The 20,594-nt window shown below is 65.1% G+C and carries 20 protein-coding genes, 1 tRNA gene and 1 pseudogene; 13 read left to right on the top strand and 9 right to left on the bottom strand.

What is annotated here, in order from left to right; genetic code table 11:
- Positions 1–8 precede the first annotated feature (8 nt).
- The 3 genes from QM588_RS20275 to QM588_RS20265 all read right to left on the bottom strand — a co-directional run bounded on the left by QM588_RS20275 (position 9) and on the right by QM588_RS20265 (position 2,700).
- The gene (locus QM588_RS20275) at positions 9–1,019 is read right to left on the bottom strand and encodes a hypothetical protein (protein WP_283316011.1); all 1,011 of its coding nucleotides are present in this window, start codon (positions 1,017–1,019) and stop codon (positions 9–11) included.
- Positions 1,020–1,123: 104 nt separating this feature from the next.
- Positions 1,124–1,555, bottom strand: a complete 432-nt coding sequence (locus QM588_RS20270) for a very short patch repair endonuclease (RefSeq protein WP_283316009.1) — start codon at positions 1,553–1,555, stop codon at positions 1,124–1,126.
- The gene (locus QM588_RS20265; RefSeq protein WP_283316222.1) at positions 1,552–2,700 is read right to left on the bottom strand and encodes a DNA cytosine methyltransferase; all 1,149 of its coding nucleotides are present in this window, start codon (positions 2,698–2,700) and stop codon (positions 1,552–1,554) included. Before QM588_RS20265 ends, QM588_RS20270 begins: the two co-directional genes overlap by 4 nt.
- Before the next feature lie 195 nt (positions 2,701–2,895).
- Here QM588_RS20265 and QM588_RS20260 point away from each other — a divergent pair, with 195 nt between their 5' ends.
- Both QM588_RS20260 and QM588_RS20255 read left to right on the top strand, forming a co-directional pair.
- A complete protein-coding gene (locus tag QM588_RS20260) occupies positions 2,896–4,689 on the top strand; it encodes an ABC transporter ATP-binding protein (protein ID WP_283316008.1) in 1,794 nt (597 codons plus the stop codon).
- Positions 4,682–6,505, top strand: coding sequence for an ABC transporter ATP-binding protein (locus tag QM588_RS20255; protein ID WP_283316007.1), 1,824 nt, complete (start codon positions 4,682–4,684; stop codon positions 6,503–6,505). The genes QM588_RS20260 and QM588_RS20255 overlap by 8 nt, the downstream gene beginning before the upstream one ends.
- On the opposite strand, the gene QM588_RS20250 is transcribed toward QM588_RS20255, so the two are convergent.
- Positions 6,502–6,849: a hypothetical protein gene (locus tag QM588_RS20250; RefSeq protein WP_283316006.1), complete on the bottom strand. Its 348-nt coding sequence runs from the start codon at positions 6,847–6,849 to the stop codon at positions 6,502–6,504. The genes QM588_RS20255 and QM588_RS20250 overlap by 4 nt on opposite strands.
- Positions 6,850–7,147: 298 nt before the next feature.
- Between QM588_RS20250 and QM588_RS20245 the strand changes: the two genes are divergently transcribed.
- On the top strand, positions 7,148–7,663 hold the full coding sequence (locus tag QM588_RS20245) for a putative glycolipid-binding domain-containing protein (protein ID WP_027494613.1): 516 nt from the start codon (positions 7,148–7,150) through the stop codon (positions 7,661–7,663).
- Here QM588_RS20245 and QM588_RS20240 read toward each other — a convergent pair.
- On the bottom strand, positions 7,636–8,607 hold the full coding sequence (locus tag QM588_RS20240; RefSeq protein ID WP_442972955.1) for a prephenate dehydrogenase: 972 nt from the start codon (positions 8,605–8,607) through the stop codon (positions 7,636–7,638). The two genes, QM588_RS20245 and QM588_RS20240, sit on opposite strands and share 28 nt — an antisense overlap.
- A 63-nt stretch (positions 8,608–8,670) precedes the next feature.
- Between QM588_RS20240 and QM588_RS20235 the strand changes: the two genes are divergently transcribed.
- The 4 genes from QM588_RS20235 (at position 8,671) to QM588_RS20220 (ending at position 10,109) form a co-directional block, all read left to right on the top strand.
- Positions 8,671–9,210: a tRNA adenosine deaminase-associated protein gene (locus QM588_RS20235; RefSeq protein ID WP_027494611.1), complete on the top strand. Its 540-nt coding sequence runs from the start codon at positions 8,671–8,673 to the stop codon at positions 9,208–9,210.
- A 3-nt stretch (positions 9,211–9,213) separates the two neighbouring features.
- Positions 9,214–9,669, top strand: a complete 456-nt coding sequence (locus QM588_RS20230; protein WP_027494610.1) for a nucleoside deaminase — start codon at positions 9,214–9,216, stop codon at positions 9,667–9,669.
- Between the two features lie 93 nt (positions 9,670–9,762).
- Positions 9,763–9,960, top strand: coding sequence for a CsbD family protein (locus tag QM588_RS20225; RefSeq protein ID WP_283316000.1), 198 nt, complete (start codon positions 9,763–9,765; stop codon positions 9,958–9,960).
- A gap of 59 nt (positions 9,961–10,019) precedes the next feature.
- Positions 10,020–10,109 (top strand) — tRNA-Ser (locus tag QM588_RS20220).
- 360 nt (positions 10,110–10,469) lie between these two features.
- On the opposite strand, the gene QM588_RS20215 is transcribed toward QM588_RS20220, so the two are convergent.
- From QM588_RS20215 to QM588_RS20205, 3 genes are read right to left on the bottom strand one after another with little or no spacing between them, the layout of a single operon-like run.
- A complete protein-coding gene (locus tag QM588_RS20215; RefSeq protein WP_283315999.1) occupies positions 10,470–10,946 on the bottom strand; it encodes a hypothetical protein in 477 nt (158 codons plus the stop codon).
- 23 nt (positions 10,947–10,969) lie between these two features.
- Positions 10,970–11,884 carry an alpha/beta hydrolase family protein gene (locus QM588_RS20210; RefSeq protein ID WP_283315998.1) on the bottom strand — a complete coding sequence of 305 codons (915 nt, stop codon included), beginning with the start codon at positions 11,882–11,884 and terminating at the stop codon, positions 10,970–10,972.
- The gene (locus QM588_RS20205; protein WP_283315996.1) at positions 11,881–12,891 is read right to left on the bottom strand and encodes a PHP domain-containing protein; all 1,011 of its coding nucleotides are present in this window, start codon (positions 12,889–12,891) and stop codon (positions 11,881–11,883) included. Before QM588_RS20205 ends, QM588_RS20210 begins: the two co-directional genes overlap by 4 nt.
- A gap of 120 nt (positions 12,892–13,011) precedes the next feature.
- On the opposite strand from QM588_RS20205, the gene QM588_RS20200 reads away from it, so the two are divergent.
- Positions 13,012–13,701, top strand: a complete 690-nt coding sequence (locus tag QM588_RS20200) for a YceI family protein (RefSeq protein ID WP_032368648.1) — start codon at positions 13,012–13,014, stop codon at positions 13,699–13,701.
- On the opposite strand, the gene QM588_RS20195 is transcribed toward QM588_RS20200, so the two are convergent.
- Positions 13,682–14,587, bottom strand: coding sequence for a sterol desaturase family protein (locus QM588_RS20195; protein ID WP_283315994.1), 906 nt, complete (start codon positions 14,585–14,587; stop codon positions 13,682–13,684). The two genes, QM588_RS20200 and QM588_RS20195, sit on opposite strands and share 20 nt — an antisense overlap.
- A 70-nt stretch (positions 14,588–14,657) precedes the next feature.
- On the opposite strand from QM588_RS20195, the gene QM588_RS20190 reads away from it, so the two are divergent.
- The 5 genes and pseudogenes from QM588_RS20190 (at position 14,658) to QM588_RS20170 (ending at position 20,553) form a co-directional block, all read left to right on the top strand.
- Positions 14,658–15,113: a GNAT family N-acetyltransferase gene (locus QM588_RS20190; protein ID WP_283315993.1), complete on the top strand. Its 456-nt coding sequence runs from the start codon at positions 14,658–14,660 to the stop codon at positions 15,111–15,113.
- A gap of 29 nt (positions 15,114–15,142) precedes the next feature.
- A complete protein-coding gene (locus tag QM588_RS20185; RefSeq protein WP_283315991.1) occupies positions 15,143–15,601 on the top strand; it encodes an RrF2 family transcriptional regulator in 459 nt (152 codons plus the stop codon).
- An 83-nt stretch (positions 15,602–15,684) separates the two neighbouring features.
- Positions 15,685–16,296: pseudogene (locus tag QM588_RS20180) on the top strand (TetR/AcrR family transcriptional regulator); the annotation flags it as partial.
- 143 nt (positions 16,297–16,439) lie between these two features.
- Positions 16,440–18,728, top strand: a complete 2,289-nt coding sequence (locus tag QM588_RS20175) for an MMPL family transporter (protein WP_283315990.1) — start codon at positions 16,440–16,442, stop codon at positions 18,726–18,728.
- 91 nt (positions 18,729–18,819) lie between these two features.
- Positions 18,820–20,553, top strand: coding sequence for an ABC transporter ATP-binding protein (locus QM588_RS20170; protein ID WP_283315988.1), 1,734 nt, complete (start codon positions 18,820–18,822; stop codon positions 20,551–20,553).
- The last annotated feature ends 41 nt before the right edge of the window (positions 20,554–20,594 follow it).

Below are 20,594 nucleotides of genomic sequence, written 5' to 3'. Positions count from 1 at the left end.
GACCAAGGCTAACCAGTGAGCTCGTCGGCAGCTGCCACCGCCAGCGCGACGGCGGAGTCGCAGTCGTCCGCCATGACGGACAGCGTGGGAACCGTGCGGGCGTAGCGCGCGGCCGAGTCGTCGTTACCGGGCAGGCCGAGCACGGGGTTGCCCAACACGATGTCGGCCGAGCACACCGAATCCGAGTCGCGTGTCTCGACGGTGTAATTGCCCTGCCGGATCTTCTCGCGATCTGTCGAGCGCAAGTCGCTGTCGTCGTAGGTGAGCGCGACGTCGAGCAGTACCAGGTTGTCCTCGAACGTCGCGGACGACGCCATGAAGTGGCAGCCGTACGGATCCGCGGCAGGATTCCATCGGTCCACCGTCCAGGTCTCGGGCAAATGCTCCAGAACGCTGCACGGATCCTTCGTGGCCAACGGCAGGTTGTACCGGGAATCGGCACGTAGTGGTGGATCGCTCACGAGGCCGAGTGCGGTCTCGGCGACGGATGTCGCTGCACTGCAAGCGTCCCCGTCAGCAAGATAGACGTCGATCGTGGCGAAGCTACGACCGGACTCGGTGAGGACATCGTCCATGGGCCCGGAGGTGGCACCGTCGAACTCGTCGCGAAGCGGGAAGCTGACGCGACACGTCCCTCGGGAGGCGTCGTCGAGGTACACCTGCTCGCCGCCGATCGTGAGTTGCTCGATGTCCGGGTCGGCCGGCGTCGGCTGGTATCCGTTGAGATCGATCGACACCGAGTCCGTGGCGCTCGACCGCCCCGGGTTCACCGCGGCCGAGCAGCTACTCAGTTCGCCGTCCGGTCGGAGCTGCACCACGGTGCCGAGGGCGGCGAGGTCGTCCTCGGTGAGGAAGCCGCAGGGATCGAGGCTGCGGACGAAGGCCGCCGAGTCGGCCAGATATCGGTCTGCCTCCGACATCTCGAATCCGTACCGGTTCTGCCCCGCCGGCGACGAACTGCCGGCGGGGAACGCGCTGCCGAGCAACACCACCGCGCACCCACTGGTCGAAACCGACATCGCCGCTGCCATCGCCGCAAGCACCCAACTTTTACGCACTGTCCTCATCCCCCGACTCGAATCGACCGATCATCGGGTTGGACGCGCGGGGAGTGCTGTGGGTTTCAGTTGGTCACTATCGGATCTGCAGCAAGATCATCGACGACGCGTTGGGCGGCGACGACCGGGTCCTCGTGTTCCCAGATCCGCACGACGCGCCAGCCTTCCTCGATCAGGCGGGTGTCGGTGTCGCGGTCGCGGGCCACGTTGGCAGCCAGCTTGTCGGCCCACCACTGGGCGTTGTTGCGGGGGTTCGTCGCGTGAATGGGGCAACTGTGCCAGAAGCAGCCGTCGACGTAGACCGCCACCTTGCGACGGGGGAACACCAGATCTGCTCGACGCCGCATGCCCTTCAGTGGGGCGCGGTCGACGAAGTAGCGCAGTCCTCGTCGGTGCAACTCGCGACGCAGCGCCACTTCCGGCTTGGTGTCGCGGCGGCGTTGCTTACTGAGCCGTGCACTGGTTTTCGCGTCGGTGACGGGGCGTTGCGCGCTCACACCGACACTCGTTCCGCGTACCCACCCATGCGCTCGAGGTGGGCGTCGAGGTCGTCGAGAAAGCCGTCGGCGAAGCGGAGGTTGCCGGCTCGTGCGCGCTTGAGAAACCCGGCCGTGGCTCGCGCCGACAGCAGGGTGGAGTCGTCCAGGAAGTCGATCAGGTCCTCGGGCGGTTCGTGCACCGGCATGGTCGAGACGGTCACCTTGAAACTCGCGCGGTCTCGGCCCCACGCGGCCGTCGGCCAGGCCTGACCGGGCAGCAATGCGGTGTCGCCTGCGACGTCGTAGGGCTTCGGGTCGTCGAGTGCACCGGCCACCCACGACGCCATCCGCACACTGACGGCATTGCCGACGAGCTTCCAGCGATGCCCGGTACGCACCCCGGCGCGCTCGACCGCGGGCAGCGTCCAGTCCGGATCGAACCCCTGCAGTCGCTCGGCCCCGATAATGCCGGGCGTGACGATCTCCCCGGACGGCAACCGCACGGCCGGCGGACTGGCGATGCCGAGGGAGGAACCGCCCTTGAGGGTGGGGACGGCGTTGACGGCCCAGCCCAGTCCGCGGGTGCCCTCGGTCCAGTAGAAGCCGCAGGGCTGAGTACTCGGATCGCCGTCGGGCAGCGGCCCGGCATCCTGCGAGAACAGCACCTCACGCGGATCGTCGGTGCGCGAGGCCAGCATCACCACGCGCTGTCGACGCTGCGGCAACCCGAAGGCACGGGCGTCGACGACGCGGTAGGCCCACATGTAGCCGAGGTCCTCGAGCGCGTCGGTGATGTGTCGCATGGCTGCGCCACGTCCGAGCTGCAGCATGAACGGCACGTTCTCCATCAACAGCCACCGCGGGCCGCGGCGACGTGAGACCAGCCGGAACACCTCGTCGACCAGCCCGGAGCGAGCACCGGTGATGCCCGCGGTCCGTCCGGCCTGGGAGAGATCCTGGCAGGGGAAGCCGGCGGCAACGAGTTCGGTGCCGGTGGGCAGGCTGCGCAGCGTGGTGACGTCGGTGTGCAGCGGAACGTTCGGCATCCGCGCCGACAGCACCGCGCCGGCACCCGGATCGATTTCGCACAACAGCTGAGTCGTCCACCCTGCCTCGGCCAACCCCAGCTCGAGCCCGCCGATCCCGGCGAACAACCCGACCATCGACCGTGTGCTCACGTGTGCCCTTCTCTCGCCCGACGGGTTCACGTTACTCGAGACTCGGTGTGCTGAGCGTCGGTCGAACTTGACCTCGACCGTGCTCGAGGTTCCACACTGGAATGCAGGCCGCCGAAAATCGGTTGGAAACTGAGCCTGAGCAATGAAATCATTCGGGCACCGCAATAAGGAGAACAACACGTGTCCACGGGTGTGCTCGACCCCGAAGCCCCAACCGTCGTTGAGTCGAACCCGAATGCTGCGCGGACACCCACGTCGCTGCAGCGTTTCGCGCCGTTCCTGGCCCCGTACAAGTGGTTCTACATCGGCTCCATCGTGGTCTCGCTCATCGCGACCCTCACCGGCCTCGTCATTCCGCTGGTGATGCAACGCGTCATCGACGGGCCCATCGCCGACCGCAACTTTTCCGCGGTGTGGTGGCCCGCGGCTTTGATCCTGCTGCTCGGCACCATCGACGCGGCCGGCATCTGGGTGCGTCGATACCTGGTGTCCCGCCCGTCGAGCCAGTTCGAGATCAGTGCTCGGGCAACGGTATTCGACAAGCTGCAACGGCTGTCGGTCGCGGCGCACGAGAGCTGGGAGTCGGGTCAGCTACTCTCCCGTGCCATCGCCGATCTCGGGTCGCTGCGCCGGTTCATGGCGTTCATCGGCCCGTTCATCATCATCAATGCCGTCACACTCGTTGTGGGTATCGGTGTATTGCTCGTTCAGGCATGGCAATTGGGTCTGATCATGCTGGTGACATCGGTTCCGCTGGTGATCGCCTGCACCAGATTCGAGACGCTGTACCGCGTCGTCGCGCGTGATGCTCAGGACCAAGCGGGCGATGTGACGACGACGGTCGAGGAGTCCATCCAGGGCATCCGTGTTCTGAAGGCGTTCGGGCGAAGTGCGCACCTGGGCAAGCAGTTTCTGCGTCAGGCTCGCACTCTTCGCGGCACCGAGCTGAAGAAGGTGCGTTATCTCGCGATCATCTGGGCGGTGATCGTCGGACTGCAACCGATCACCATCGGCGCGATTCTGGCCGTGGGGACCTACTCGATCGTGCAGGGCACGATGACGGTCGGCACGCTCGTCGCTGCCATCGCCATCGTCACGTTCCTGCTGTGGCCGATCGAATCTTTCGGATACCTGCTCGCCGAACTGAACAACGCGCGTACCGCAGCCGATCGGTACTGGGAGATCATCGACACCCCCGAAACCGTGACAGACCCGGACAACCCCGTCGAACTGCCCGACAACATCCGTGGCCGAGTGCAGTTCGACCGCGTCGGATTCACCTTTCCCGACGCGTCCTCGCCGCTGCTCACCGATGTCAGTTTCGTCGTCGAGCCGGGGGAGACCGTCGCGCTGGTCGGCAACACCGGCAGCGGAAAGACGGCACTGACCAACCTTGTTCCTCGCTTGTTCGACGCCACCGAGGGCACCATTTCGATCGACGGTATCGACGTGGCGTCGATGCGCCTGGCCGATCTGCGCTCGATCGTGTCGGTGGCGTTCGAGGATCCGGTGCTGTTCTCGGCCAGTGCGCGAGAGAACATCGCGCTCGGCTCTCCCGGTGCATCCGATGCCGAGGTCACCGAGGCGCTGGAGATCGCGCACGCAACGGAATTCGTCGACCGGCTGCCGTGGGGCCTGGCTACGCGCATCGGTGAGCAGGGCATGAGCTTGTCCGGCGGGCAGCGGCAGCGGCTCGCCCTGGCCCGCGCGGTGCTGGGCAAGCCCCGGGTACTGGTGCTCGACGACCCGCTCTCTGCACTCGACGTGGACACCGAGGCGAAAGTGCAGAAGGAACTACGTCGCGTGCTGGCCCATTCGACGACGTTGCTGGTGGCACACCGGCCGTCGACCGCAGCGTTGGCCGACCGGGTGCTGTATCTGGAGAACGGAAGAATTGTGGAGCAGGGAACGCACGAGGGACTGCTGGCGTCGTCGCCGCGGTACCGCGACGTGATGGGGTCGATCCATGGCTGAGCAGACCGCAACCGCAGACTGGCGGGGAGTGGGCGGCGAGGATTCCGAGGTCGACGCCACCGGAAACCTGGTGTTGGCCGGGCGTTCTCGGCGGTTGCTCGCCTCGCTGGTGCGCCCGTACAAGAAGCAGGCCCTGCTCTCTTTCGTCATCATCCTGATCGACAACATCACCTATGTGGCCGGACCGCTGTTCGTCGCCTATGCCCTCGACAACGGCGTCGGTGCTGCCGGACAGGGTGATTGGGGTCCGCTGCTGTGGGCCGTGGGCGGATACACCGGCTTCGGCCTCCTCGGAATGTTCACCACCTACGCGTTTCTCACCGTCTCGGGCCGACTCAGTCAGAACATTCTCTACGACCTGCGTGGACGCGTGTTCGACCACGCGCAGAAACTCAGTCTGTCGTTCCACGAGAAATACACGTCGGGGCGGTTGATCTCGCGGTTGACCAGTGACGTGGAGTCGTTGCAGACACTGCTCGAAAGTGCGCTCAACGATGCTTTGACGGCCATCCTGTCGATGGTCTCGATCGCCGTCATCCTCGTGTATCTCGATGTTCCGATGGCGATGATCGTGCTCGCCGGCTTCGTACCGCTGGTGCTCGTCACCCGGTGGTCACAGCGACGCCAACGCCAGGGATACCGTCGAACACGGGTGGCGATCGCGCGTGTGGTGGTCCATTTCGTGGAGTCGATGGGCGGAATCCGTGCCGTGCAGGTCTTTCGGCGTGAAGGTCGCAACGACGCGATCCTCGAGACCGAGGACTCGGAGTACCGAGACGCCACCACCGCGGCCTTGCGCGGCATGGCGAGCTACACCGGAATCGTTCGGTGGATCGGCAACGTCACTCTGGCGATCATCCTGGTGTTCGGTAGCTGGCGAGTGATCAACGGGCACATGGACGTCGGCGTGCTCGCCGCGTACGTGCTGTACCTTCGCCGGTTCTACGGCCCACTCGACGAGCTGGCGATGGTGTTCAACGCCTACCAGTCGGCCGCGGCTGCGCTGGAGAAGATCTCCGGCGTACTCGAGGAAGAGCCGTCGGTGGTTGCCCCGAAGAACCCGGTGTCGATCGGAACGGTGAAGGGAGACATCACGTTCGACGACGTGCACTTCTCCTACGGCACCGAGCGCGTCGTGCTGCCCGAGTTCTCGCTGCACGTGCCGGCGGGACAGGTGGTGGCCATGGTCGGCGCGACCGGAGCCGGAAAGTCGACGCTGGCAAAGCTGTTGGCACGCTTCTACGATCCGACCGCCGGATCCGTGCGACTCGACGGCATCGACATGCGCGACATCTCCGACGAGGACCTGCGCCGCAACGTCGTCATGGTGACACAGGAATCGTTCCTGTTCTCCGGCTCGGTGGCCGACAACATCCGCCTCGGACGTCCCGACGCGACGGACGCGGAGGTGCGCGCTGCCGCGGATGCCGTCGGACTGACCGAGTTCATCGCCTCGCTCCCGGAAGGGATCGATACCGACGTGCGTAAGCGCGGAGGCCGATTGTCCTCGGGCCAACGGCAATTGGTGGCCTTCGCGAGGGTGTTCCTCGCTGCTCCGTCGGTGATCGTGCTCGACGAGGCGACGTCGAGTCTCGACATCCCGAGCGAGCGATTGGTGCAGCGCGCACTCGAAACGATTCTGCAGGGCCGGACGGCGTTGATCATCGCGCACCGCCTGTCGACCGTGGCCATCGCGGACCGCGTCCTCGTCATGGCGGACGGCAACATCGTCGAGGACGGAACCCCGGCGGACCTCATCGCAGGAGAGGGCCGCTTCGCGCACCTGCACGAGGCGTGGGAGGACTCGCTCGTCTAGGTCCATGGGGTGATCGGCGGTTTGACCCACATGATCTTCTCGTCGGCGTGCTGGGGCGTCGCCCCGTCGTGACCCGGGTGCTCGGCCGCCCAGGCGGATTTGCGGTCGAGCAACTCGGCCACGATGGTCCACGTTTCCATCGTGCTCGGTGGATGCAGGTCGGCTGCGCGGGCCAGTTTTCGACGGGTGGCGTCGGTGAGATCGAGCAGTTCCGCGCCGCCGATGCCGCGCTCCCAGATGTAGCGCGCCAGTGCGGTGGCCTTGTCCTGTCGGCTCTTCGCGGCCTGCTCGGAATGCGCGAAATCGAACTGGCCGCCGCCGGGGTTCCCTGTCGTCACGGCCATCACCTTAGTAATCGTGAGCGAAATCGACAGGGCCCGGCCGCTGTAAGGCGTCGCACACGGTTACGGGCCAGAAGTCGACGTCGACGGGGTCGGCCGAGGCCGAATGCAGCATGAACGGCCGGGTCGGTGCAAAGAAAAGTCGCGTCCGCTTGTTCTACAGGGGGCCCTGTCGCATACCGTAGGACCTGTGATCACTCAAGCATCGGGTGCAGAGCACGTCTCCGTTCCCGCAACCGCCACCACCGACGCGAAATCCTGGCCCTCGATCCTGACGTGGCGAGCGCACGACGTTCCCCGCATGGAGTCCGTGCGCGTCCAGCTTTCCGGCAACCGCATCAAAGCTGCCGGACGCATCATCGGTGCCGCCTGCAGTGATCATCCCGCGTTCAGTGCGTCGTACGACCTGGTGACCGACGAATACGGCGTCACCAAGAGGCTCTCGGTGCGCACGTCGCTCGCGTCGGGTGACCGGCAGGCCTCGGTCAGCCGCGACGACGAGGGCTACTGGATGGTGGAGAACTCCGCCAACCACCAGCGCTCGACCTACAGCGGTGCCCTCGACGTCGACATGGTGCTCAGCCCGTTCTTCAACACCCTGCCGATCCGACGATTCGGTCTGCACACCCAGGTCCAGGACCTCGAGGTGCCGACGGTCTACGTCAATCTTCTCGATCTGAGCATCCAGGAAGCGACCTTGACCTACAGCAGCGGCGCGCACGGTATCCACGTCATCTCGCCGGTCTCGACATCGTCGGTGACGGTCGACGCCGACGGCTTCGTGGTCGACTACCCGGGACTCGCCGAGCGGATCTGACGCACGACGCCGCCGCGTCGCCCCGCGTCCTGCAGGTTCTCTCGCCACCCCGGCTCGCCCGGGGTGACGTCGGTGATGTCGAATCGCTGATGCTGCTCGTACTGCAGTCGCGCTGCGTGTCCGGCGTCGACCAGCGTTTCGGTCGAGTTCTCGTCCAATTTTTCGCGCGCTGCGGTGAGCGTATGCAGCGCCTCGTCGAGCGCGGTTCGTAGCGCGGTCGCGTTGCCCTCGGTCATCGCACGGACGAGATTGGGGGCCGAGGACGCCACCCGGGTGCCGTCGCGAAACGACCCCGCGGCGAGCCCGAGCGCCAACGGCCCGCCCGCGGCCCCCACGATCGCCAACGCCTCGGCCAGCAGATGCGGTAGGTGCGAGATGCGGGCGACGGCACTGTCGTGCTCGACGCTGCCGGCCGGAACGACCACCGAACCGCAGTCCAGGGCCAGCTGGGCCACCCGCATCCACACGTCCGCGTCGACCCCGGGGTCCGTGGACACGACCCAGACCGCGTCGGCGAACAGTGCCGGGTCCGTCGCCGACCAGCCCGAGTGGTTGGTACCCGCCATCGGATGGCCGCCGACGTACCGGGCCTGTAGTCCGCGAGCAGCGACGGCCGCGGCAACCTCGGCTTTGACGCTCACCACGTCGGTGATCGGGGCGATGGGTGCATGCTCGGCGATGGCCTGCAGTGCGGCGTCGACGGCAGGCATCGGAACGGCGATGACGATCAGCGCATCCTCTTCTGCAGCCCTGGTCAGAGCGGCTGTCAGATCGGTGCCGACGTCATAGCCATCGTCCGCAGCCCCGGCGATCGCGTCGGCCGATCGGTTCCAGCCCCACACCCGGCGACCGGCGTCATGCGTCGCCCGCAGAATCGACCCACCGATCAGTCCCAGACCGAGAACGCACACCGAAGAAGAAGTCACCCGATCAGATTGGCACAGGTGGGTGACTTCCAAGGGAGGTGGACTTCGAATACCGGCACCTACCGGACTACCGTTGCGCACATGGCCGCACAGCGCGCGAACAACAACCGTGCCTCCGCATCGGAGTACGACGACCTCGAAGGATTCGGCGTTGCAGTTGTCCGAGAGGACGGCAAGTGGACCGTGACGCCACTGTCCGACGACGCACTGACCAGCCTGTCGGCAGCAGAAACCGAATTGCGTGAACTACGCAGCTCGGGAGCGGTGTTCGGACTGCTCGACGTGGACGAGGAATTCTTCGTCATCCTGCGTCCCGCACCCAACGGCACCCGCCTACTGCTGTCCGACGCGGTCGCCGCCGTCGACTACGAAATCGCCGCCGACGTCCTCGACGCACTCAACATCGAGATCCCCGACGTCGACCCCGACGAACTCGACGACATCGAACCCTACGAGGAAGGCGACCTCGCTCTCCTCGCCGACCTGGGCCTGCCCGAGGCAGTCCTGGGCATCATCGTCGCCGAGACCGACGACTACCCGGACGAACAACTGCAATCCATCGCCGAGCGCCTGGGCTTCGAGGACGAATTCGCCGCAGCGGTGAACAAGCTGCGGCGGTAACCGATGCCGCTGCCCGACGCGGACATGATCCGCGCAGCGCTGTCGGCCGCAGCCGAGGCCTCGGACGCCGACGTCCCCGTCGGAGCCGTCGTGTACGACGCGTCGGGACGTGAGATCGCGCGGGCCTGTAATGCGCGGGAGGCGTCGGGCGACCCCACTGCGCACGCGGAAGTGCTCGCATTGCGTCGAGCAGCCGCCGTTCACGGAGACGGTTGGCGACTCGAAAACTGCACTCTTGCAGTCACTTTGGAGCCCTGCACGATGTGCGCCGGTGCCCTCGTCGCGGCCCGTGTGGGCACCGTGGTGTTCGGAGCCTGGGAACCGAAAACCGGGGCCGTCGGCTCGCTGTGGGACGTCGTCCGAGACCGTCGACTCACCCACCGCCCACAGGTGCGCGGGGGAGTGTTGGAAGCCGAATGCGCCGAAGTGCTGACCCAGTTCTTCGCCCGCCAGAGATAACGATCTCGTCACTCACTGGCCCCGAACTGCTTTTGCGGGGACTGTGGAGGGCAGAGCGCAACGCTGCGCTCCGAACTTGCGAAGGAGACACTCATGGGACTCGGCGACAAGATCTCGAACAAGACCGAAGACCTCGGCGGCAAGGCGAAAGAAGCCGCAGGTTCGGCAACCGGAAACAAGGACCTCGAAGCAGAGGGCAAGGGCGATCAGACCTCCGCCGCATTCAAAGACGGTGCCGAGAAAGTCAAGGACGCCGCCTCGAACATCAAGGACAAGCTCACCGGCAAGTAGGTTTCGTGCTCTGAGCAGGCGATTTAGCCTCAGGCGCTCATTCCGGTACAGTCTTCTGCGGTGGCGTGTCCGAGCGGCCTAAGGAGCACGCCTCGAAAGCGTGTGAGGGTTCACCCCCTCCGAGGGTTCAAATCCCTCCGCCACCGCCAAGAACTCCCCACCCGATCCGTCGGGTGGGGAGTTTTTTGTGCGCGGGGTGGGGTGCCGGCTGGGTGTTGCGCGGCAAACGCGTGCGCATTCGTCAGACGCGAGCGGATTCGCCACCGATTCGGGGTCTATTTTGCGCGCACCTGGCAAACGTGCGCGCGTTTGCGGGATCACCAGGGCCAGGGCGGGATCACCGGGCGGGTGTTGCGCGGCAAACGCGTGCGCATTCGTCAGACGCGTTCAGATTCGCCACCGATTCGCCGTCTATTTTGCGCGCACCTGGCAAACGCGCGCGCGTTTGCGGGATCACCATGGCACAGGATCGCCAGGGCCCGGGCATCGAACCCCCAGGGCTCAGACGCTCAGCATTGCCCCGCGCCCGCGGCGTCGAGTCCCCGCAGAATTTCGCCCTGATCGGCCTCGGGCACGGTGGACCAACTCGGCGCGGTGGTCATTTCGCTGCGCAAACCCTCGACGGATTTTGCGCGATCGGAGATTCCGGTTTGCTCCAGAGCATCGATGGACGGGAGGAATTGGGTGCAGGTCTGTTGATAGAGCGCCTCACCGGTGACGCCCCCTGTTTCTCCGGTGACCGCGGGGTCGGCTGGATCAGCGGCGGGCGGGGCCTCGGGAGCCGGGCTGTCAGCGGAGGCATCGGCCGTCGGCGTGGCAGCTGCGGTGGTCGCCTGCGTCGTCGTAGCCGGAGCTGACGTGGCTGGAGCTGACGTGGCTGGAGCTGACGTGGCCTGAACGGACGTGGTCGACGCGTCGTCGCCGCATCCGGCTATCGAGGTGGCCACGATCAGCCCGAGCAATCCGGTCGCGATCTTTCGTTTCATCGCCACTGTGTACCACCTACGGCTCAGAGCAGAGTCTGCGCGCGCCCGGTGATGGTGCTCAGTGCGGTGGACCAGGCGATGTGCTTGGGGTCCAGGAATGCTCCGTGTCCGGCTCCGGGTAGCACGACCAGCTCGGGGTCCGTGCTGCCCGCGCGGGTCGCCGCGTCGACGTAGACGCGGCTCTGGTTCACCGACACGGTCTGGTCCGCATCACCGTGCAGCGCGGTCAACGGGACGTCGAGCGGGAGGTATTCGATGGGGGAGGCGATCTTGTATCGACCGGGAACGTCGTTGGGCATGCCGCCGAGGAATGCGGGTACGAACTTGTCGTTGCCGATGTTCGCCGCTCGTTTCATGTCGAACACCCCGGCCATGATGGTGGCACTGCGTGGCCGGATTCTGGGGTCTGCTCCGGGTGCGTCGATCGGCATCAGGTGACGCGCAGCGACCCATGCGGCCAGCTGTCCGCCGGCCGAGTGTCCGGCGACGTGTACTCGATCGAGGTCGAGTCGACCATCGGCGGCGTTCTGCACGACGGTTGCCAGTGCCTCGGTGGCGTCGTCGACGTCGGTGAGGGTGTTGGCCCAGTTGTTCGGACCGCGCCGATACTCGACGTTCCACACGGCGATGCCCTGGTCTGCGATGGCTTTGGACATCTGCCGGAAGTACGAGAGGTCGAGGTTCTCTTGCCATCCACCGCCGTGGATCATCACCACCACAGGCAGTGACGTCGCAGTGTTGGCAGGCAGATACAGGTCTCCGATGTTGTCGGGTTGATACCCGTACTTCAGCCGGATGGGATCTCCGGTCGGTCCCGAAACGGGTTGCAGTGCAGCCGAATACGTCTCCGCTGTACTCGGTGAGGATTCGGTGTCCGTGGAACTGCAGCCGACCAGCGTGACCGCGAGCAGGCCGGACAGGAAGTGGCGACGATTCACGTGCCCTGAGCCGTCCAATCGAGCAGTTCGGAGAGCGACCAGGTATTGATGACGCGATCGGCGGGAACGCCCTGGGCTTCGGCGCGGACACAGCCGTAACCCTGCCAGTCGAGTTGGCCCGGTGCGTGCGCGTCGGTATCGATGGAGAAGAGGCAATCGCGCTCGAGGGCGATGTCGATCAGTCGATCGGGCGGATCCTGGCGTTCGGGCCTGGCGTTGATCTCCACTGCGGTGCCGAACTGTCGGCATCCCTCGAACACCACCGGTGCGTCGAACGTCGACTCGGGCCGCTTTCCCCGGCCGCCCTCGACCAGACGGCCGGTACAGTGACCGAGTACGTCGACGTGCGGATTCGCGATGGCGGTGACCATGCGCTTCGTCATCGCCACAGAATCGGCCCGCAGGTTCGAGTGCACGCTGGCCACCACCACGTCCAGTTCGGCGAGCAGTCCCTCGTCCTGATCCAGCGAACCGTCGTCGAGGATGTCCACTTCGATTCCGGTGAGGATGCGGAACGGCGCGAGTTGCTCGTTGAGCTCGGCGATGATGTCGAGTTGTTTTCGCAGACGCTCCGCGCTGAGTCCGTTGGCGACCTTGAGTCGCGGTGAATGATCGGTCAGTGCGCAGTACTCGTGCCCGAGATTCTTGGCGGTGCGCATCATCTCCTCGATGGGGCTGCCCCCGTCGGACCAATTGGAGTGAGTGTGCAGGTCGCCTTTGAGTGCGGCCCGTAGTGCGTTGTCGCCGATGGGTTCTGCGGCATCGCGTTGTTCGGCCAGATAGTCCGGAACATCCTGGGTCAGAGCCTGCCGGATGATCAGCGAGGTTTTGGCACCGATCCCGGCCAACGACGACCAGCTGTCCGCCTTCTCGTGCTCGGATCGTTGTGCGGGAGAAAGTGATTCGACGACATCGGCAGCTCGGCGGTACGCCTTGACGCGATGGGTGTCCGAGCGTGAACGCTCGAGCCAGAAACCGATCTCACGAAGTGCCTCCACCGGATCCATGAACTCCATTGTGCCTGGCACCACCGACACCTGCGCACGGGGTAATCGGGCAAAATTCTCAGTGAGTTGCCAGGTCGCTCACTCCCCATGGGCTTGAAGCTGCAACTATCATCGTCGGTCATGACCAAGAAATGGTGGACAGTCGGCGTCGTTGTCGTAGTGCTCGTGGCCCTCGGGCTGTATTTCGGCCCCAAGATCTACGCGTCCTTCCAGGAGGACGACGCTCCGGCGGCGACCGTCGACACCTCGGGTGCGCAGGCCGCCACCACCGACGATCTGAACGGCACCTGGACGGTGACAGCTGGCGATGCGTCGAACAAGACCGCGGCCGGCTACACCGTCGACGAGGTGCTCAACGGATCGGACGTGACCGTCGTCGGATCGACGCCCGAGGTCAGTGGCTCGGTGACCGTGGCGGACAACTCGTTGACCGCCGGTGAGGTTGTGGTGCAGACCAATTCGATCACCACCGACAGTGACCGTCGAGACGGTCAGTTCCGCGGCAACATCTTCGACACCGCGACGTACCCGACGGCGACGTTCACCATCGACCAGCCCGTCGACCTCTCGTCGTTGCCCAAGGACGGAACCACCCAAACCGTCACGGCGGAAGGAACATTGACGCTCAAGGATCAGACGCGCCCGGTGTCGGTCGAGATGGAGGTGCTGCAGTCCGGTGACACGCTCATTGCGTCGGGCGCAATTCCGACGACGTGGTCGGACTACGGCATCGAGCCGCCGTCGCTCGGATTCGTGACCGTCGAGGGTTCGGGAACGGTCGACTTCCTGATCAATCTGAGTCGGCAGTAGCCCGTTCTCGTGGGGCCGCCGGTGTCCATCCCGGCGGTCCGACGACGTATCCGACGCGTTCCTTCCACGACCTCGATGCCGCGACATCCCGTGCGATGTTGCGGTATTCGTGTGTTTGGAGCGTCCAGATGTTGAACGTGTCGACGGGCTTGGTCAGTCCGTAATTCGGTCGCTGCACTTCGTCGGCGTAGCTGCCGAACAAGCGGTCCCAGACGATGAGGATGCCGCCGTAGTTCTTGTCGAGGTACTGCGGATCGCGACCGTGATGAACGCGGTGGTGCGAGGGCGTGTTGAAGACGAACTCGAACGGCCGCGGCAACTTGTCGATCCGCTCGGTGTGTACCCAGAACTGGTAGACGAGATTGATCGAAAAGCCCACGAAGACCATCCACGGCGGCATCCCCAGCAGCGGCAAGGGCAGCCACATGATGATCTCGCCGCTGTTGTTCCACTTCTGCCGCAGTGCCGCGGCGAAGTTGAAGTACTCGCTCGAGTGGTGAGCCTGATGGGTGGCCCAGATCAGTCGAGTTCGGTGTGCGATGCGGTGGTAGCCGTAGAACAGCAGATCGACGCCGAGGATCAGGATGACCCACGTGTACCAGGCGTCGGCGGGTAGGTGCCACGGCGCGATGTAGACGTAGACGGCGGTGTAGCCGATCAGGGCCAGTGCTTTCCATGCCGTCGTGGTTGCGATCGAGACCAAGCCCATGGTCAGGCTCGCCCGTGCGTCGCGAGCCGAATACGCGCCGGGGGTTCCGTCTTCGAGTTTCTTCGCGGCGATCCACTCGATCGTCAGCAGCAGCGCGAACGCGGGGACGGCCAGGGCGACCGGATCCCGTAGTGGTTCGGGTAGCGAGTTCCACGCCGATGCGAGTTGATCCCTCATGCGAACGCCCTCCATGCGTGACACTGCTGGTCGAAGTGTAACGCCAGTATGGTGATCGTAGTCTCGAGACGTGAAAATTCGTAGCCGCCGTTCGGGGGACATGAAATCCTGCGTGACCGCACTGGCGACGGTGCACGAGGTCGACGGGTATCCGGCAGTGTGGCCAGAGGATCCGGCCGGCTGGTTGCACTCGGCAACGCAGGTCGCCGCATGGGTAGCGGAGTCGGATGACCGGATCGTCGGTCACCTGGCACTCGACCTGGTCGACGACGGGCTTGTGGTCTCGCGATTGTTCGTCCGTCCCGAGTTCCGGGGCACAGGCGCAGCCGCGGCCTTGTTGGACGCCGCAGTGGCGTATGCGGCGGAACGGTCGGTTGCTATCGAACTGCACGTGGAACAGGGCTCGGCTGCGGCGATCGCGTTCTACGAAAAGTCGGGCTGGGTCAAGACCGGTACCGCGCCCGCGGACTGGGTGTTGCCCGACGGGCGCGGTGCCGTCGAGCATCGGTACGTACTCGGTCGCTAATTCCCTATCGAAATGATAGGAATTCAAGTGTGCACATCACGGCGAAAGCGGACTATGCGGTGCGGACTCTCGTCGAGCTCGCCGCGGCAGGCGGCCGAGCACCCGCCAAGGCCGAGGCGCTGGCTGCCGCGCAAGGCATACCGCACAAGTTTCTCGAGTCGGTGCTCTCCGACCTGCGTCGCGCCGAGCTGGTGCGGAGTAGGAGGGGGCCCGACGGCGGCTACTGGCTAGCGCGGGAGGCGTCGAACATTTCCGTCGCGGACGTGATGCGGGCCGTCGAGGGGCCGCTCGCGTCGGTGCGCGGGCAACGGCCCGAGGATGCGCAGTACGCCGGTCCCGCAGAACCGTTGACGCGGGTCTGGCTGGCGGTTCGCGTCAATTTGCGCGCAGTTCTCGAATCGGTATCGCTGGCCGACATCGTCGACGACGATCTACCGGACTTCGTCGGAGAGCTGATCAGCGAGCCGACGGCATGGGCTCGTCGATGACCTGAGTCACACTCGGCCGCCGATGTGGTGCGGTCGTCAATATTGCACACCTCTGCAAACTTGCCGAGCTGTGCAACTTCCGTATGTTGGACAGGGTGACCACCCCGACCGGCCTTCGCGATCAGAAGAAGGCAGCCACCCGCGACGCCCTCGGCATTGCCGCAGTCCGTCTGGGAAAAGAACACGGACTCGATGCCGTGACAGCCGACGCCATCGCGCACGAAGCCGGAGTGTCGACCCGCACGTTCCACAACTACTTCTCCAACAAGGAAGAAGCGGTACTCCACAACATCGAGGCGTCGGCTCTGGAGTGGTTCGAGCTGCTTCGCGCCAGACCCGAGGCCGAACCCATCTGGGATTCGTTGCAGCACATCGCCGTCAACCTCGTCGCTGATCCCGGCCGCGACCTCGACGACACATTTGCCGCAGCACGACTCATCGAGGCCAACCCGGCGCTGATGGCACGCAAGCTCGAAATGCACCACTCCCTCACCCGCAAACTCGGCGAGGCAATCGCCGAACGCACCGGAACCGACATCGATTCCGACCTCTACCCCAACCTGCTGCAGATGGCAGTCGGCGGTGCCGTGACCGCCGCACTGACCCTGTGGATCAACGACCCCGGCGGAGAGAACACTCCGAAAGCGCTCGTGGAGAACGCATTCCAACAACTCCGCGCCGGAATCCCCGAGCCTGTGGGTCATTCCGCAGGCTCCCCTCCCGAGCCTGTGGGTCATTCCGCAGGCTCCACTCCCGAGCCTGTGGGTCATTCCGCAGGCTCCACTCCCGAGCCCGAATCTCGCCAGCACGTATCCGATAACAACCGAGGAGCCTGACAGTGGCCACCTATCTGTACCGAATCGGCAGATTCGCCTACCGCCGCAAGGGGGTCGTCCTCGGCCTCTGGCTCGTCATTCTGATCCTGGCCGGAGTGGGCGCAGCCACGCTGTCCGCGCCTACCGTCAACTCGTTCAGCATCCCCGGAACGCCCGCTCAGGCCGCATTGGATCTGCAGAAGGAACGATTCGGCGGAGCGGAGGATCCACTTCAGGCCGTCAACGCCGAGTACGTCTTCCAAGCACCCGACGGTCAGTCGCTCGACACCCCGCAGTACACCTCGGCCATCGACGCGACGATCGCCGCGATCGAGAAGGTCGATGCGGCCAAGCCGGCGGAAGGCGCTCCGCCGCTCGCCGACCCGGTCGAGGCCAACAAGGCCATCGTGCAGCAGTACACCGACGCGGCCGCCGAGGCAGGAACGCCGGCCGACAAGGTGGCAGCCGACGCGGCAGCCACGTCGCCGTTGAGCCCCAACGGCAACGTCGGCACCGTCACGGTTCCGATCAACGTCGAGCTGGCCGACGTCACCGACGCGATTCGCAGCGATCTCGATGCCGCAGCGCAACCCGCGCGTGACGCAGGGCTGACCGTCATCCTCGGTGGCACCGTCGCCCAGGAGAACCCGTCGCCCGGTGGAAGTTCGGAGATCGTCGGTCTGGCCGTCGCCGCCATCGTGCTTCTCATCATGTTCGGCTCGGCCGCCGCTGCCAGCCTGCCGCTGATCACCGCGATCGTCGGTATCGGAATTTCGAGTCTGGCCATCACGACGGCCTCCGGGTTCGCGAGCCTGTCCTCGTTCACCCCGATTCTCGCGATCATGATCGGTCTCGCCGTCGCGATCGACTATTCGCTGTTCATCCTGGCGCGCTACCGGCACGAGCTCACGCTCACCGACAACCGCGAAGAGGCAGTCGGGCGGGCGGTCGGTACCGCCGGATCGGCTGTGGTGTTCGCCGGCGCGACCGTGCTCATCGCCCTCGTCGCCCTGCGCGTCGTCGGCATCCCGTTCCTGTCGCAGATGGGTCTGGCAGCAGGCTTCGCAGTGTTCGTCGCAGTACTCATCGCCCTGACGTTCCTGCCCGCCATGCTCGGCGTCTACAAGGGCAAGGCCTTCGCAGGCAAGCTCAAGTTCGTCAACACCACCGACCCGGAGGACCCGAACGCAACCCCCACCAACGGTCTTCGGTGGGCACGGTTCCTGGTCAAGAAGCCGGTCCTCGGCCTCGTCGGAGGCATCGTGCTCCTCGGCGTCATCGCGGGCCCGACCACCGGGCTGTCGCTGGCACTCCCGTCGATCGCCACCTCGGACCCGTCCACGCCTGCCCGCCAGGCATACGACATCACCGAAGAGGCATTCGGGCCGGGACGTAACGGACCGCTGCTCGTCATCGCCGACGCGTCCGACGTCGCCGAGGCCGACCGCACCGCGTCCTTCGGCAAGGTCATCGAGACGATCACCGCGCAATCGGACGTCACGAACGCGCAGATCGTCGCCGTCAACCCGGCAGGTGACACCGCGCAGATACTCGTCACTCCGTCGAGCACACCCAACAGTGACCAGACGAAGGCGCTCGTGACCAACCTGCGCGATGCCGAGAGCGGATTGCAGGAAAGCTCGGGCGTGTCCTACGGAGTGACAGGCGAAACCGCGATCGGGATCGACATCTCCGAGCGGCTGCAGAGCGCGCTGATTCCGTACCTGGCCGTGGTCGTCGGACTCGCGTTCGTGCTTTTGATGCTGGTGTTCCGCTCGATTCTCGTGCCGCTGACGGCAACGCTCGGGTTCCTGCTCAGCGTGCTCGCCACCTTCGGTGCGACGGTCTTCATCTTCCAAGAGGGCGGGCTCGGCATCATTTCCAACCCGCAGCCGATCGTCAGCTTCATGCCGATCTTCCTCATCGGTGTCGTGTTCGGTCTCGCGATGGACTACCAGGTGTTCCTCGTCTCGCGCATGCGTGAGGAGTTCGTGCACGGCGCGGCCGCCAAGGACGCCGTCGTCAACGGCTTCAAATACGGCGCACGCGTGGTCACCTCGGCAGCGGTCATCATGATCTCGGTGTTCGCCGCGTTCATCGCCGAGCCGGACTCGTTCATCAAGTCCATCGGTTTCGCATTGGCCGCGGCCGTCTTCTTCGACGCGTTCGTCGTCCGTATGGTGCTGATTCCGTCGGTGATGGCGCTACTGGGCGACAAGGCCTGGTGGTTGCCGAAGTGGCTGGACAAGATCCTGCCCAACGTCGACATCGAAGGGGCCAACCTGAAGACGGCCCCGGAGAAGCGCGCGTAGCACTCGCGTCGCAGCTGAGAGGCCGAAGATTGCCCGTAATACTCGAAACGGAGAGACTGTTATCCATGTGTACGAGTAATCTTCGGTCATCATGCTGATCCCCCTTCTGCGTAGGTTTCTCGCCCCGTACAAGCTGCCGATTCTCTGCTTGGTGCTGCTGCAGCTGATCGCCACCCTCGCCGCGCTGTTCCTCCCGAGCCTCAACGCGGACATCATCGACAACGGTGTGACCGTCGGCGACACGGGTTACATCCTGTCCGCCGGCGGCGTCATGCTGTTGGTCTCGGCAGTGCAGATCATCAGCTCTGCCGCCGCGGTGTTCCTCGGTGCACGAACGGCCATGAGTGTCGGACGCGATCTCCGCGGAGCAATCCTCGAACGCGTCGGAACGTTCTCCGCCCGCGAGGTCGGAAAATTCGGTGCCCCGTCACTGATCACCCGCAACACCAACGACGTGCAGCAGGTGCAGTTGGTGATCATCATGGGATTCACCATCGTCGTGATGGCCCCCATCATGTGCATCGGCGGCATCGTGATGTCACTGCGTGAGGACATCGGCCTGTCGTGGATCCTGCTCATCGCCGTGCCTGGCCTCGCTCTCGCGATGAGCCTGATCATCGTGCGGATGGTGCCGGCCTTCCGCTCCATGCAGAAGCGCATCGACGCGGTCAATCGCGTACTACGCGAACAGATCACCGGCATTCGCGTCGTGCGGGCGTTCGTTCGCGAACAGTTCGAGGTCGACCGTTTCGGTGCAGCGAACACCTCGTTGACCGAGACGGCACTCAAGGTCGGTCGGCTGATGGCCTTGATGTTCCCGACCGTCATGCTCATCAGCAACGTCACCAGCGTCGCCGTCATCTGGTTCGGCGGTCACGCCATCGACAACGGCACGATGCAGATCGGTTCGCTCACTGCGCTTCTGAGCTACATCATGCTCATCCTGATGTCGGTGATGATGGCGTCGTTCATCGCGATGATGGTGCCGCGTGCATCGGTGTGCGCCGATCGCATCAGCGAGGTTCTGGCCACCGAATCCTCGGTGGTGCTGCCCGAGAATCCACGTACGTTCGTGTCCTCACCGGGCACGGTCGAGCTCGTCGGTGCCGAATTCTCTTATCCCGGGGCCGAATACCCGGTGCTGTGTGGGGTGAATCTGACTGCCGAGGCAGGCAAGGTCACCGCCATCATCGGCGGCACCGGATCGGGTAAGTCGACGCTCGTCAATCTGATTCCGCGGCTGATGGACGTCACCGGCGGTCAGGTGCGGGTCGGCGGCGTCGACATTCGCGAACTCGATCTGGACCTGCTGCGATCGGAGATCGGATTCGTGCCGCAGAAGCCGTACCTGTTCTCCGGCACCATCGCCAGTAACCTGCGGTACGGCAAGGCCGACGCCACCGACGCGGAACTGTGGGAGGCGCTCGAGATCGCCCAGGGAGCCGACTTCGTCCGCGCGATGCCCGATGGTCTGGAAACCGCCGTTGCGCAGGGCGGCACCACGGTGTCGGGAGGTCAACGTCAACGGCTCGCGATTGCCCGCGCACTCGTACGCAAACCCAAGATCTACCTGTTCGACGACTCCTTCTCCGCTCTCGACCTCACCACCGACGCGAAACTGCGTGCGGCGCTGCGGCCGGTGACGCGCGATGCATGCATGATCGTTGTGGCTCAACGGGTGTCGACCATCGTCGATGCCGACCAGATACTCGTGCTCGACGACGGAAAGCCGGTGGGCGTGGGTAACCACGAGCAACTGATGGCCACCTGCCCCACCTACGCCGAGATCGTCGACTCACAGCGGCAAGTAGCAGGTGCACTGTGACCGACACCGACACCACCAAGGATTCCGCGGCCAAGCCCTCT

The sequence above is a fragment of the Rhodococcus sp. IEGM 1354 genome (assembly GCF_030056855.1).
Taxonomy (GTDB): Bacteria; Actinomycetota; Actinomycetes; order Mycobacteriales; family Mycobacteriaceae; genus Rhodococcoides.
The sequence above is the reverse complement of the archived record's forward strand: the minus strand, read 5'-3'. Positions and strand labels throughout refer to the sequence as shown.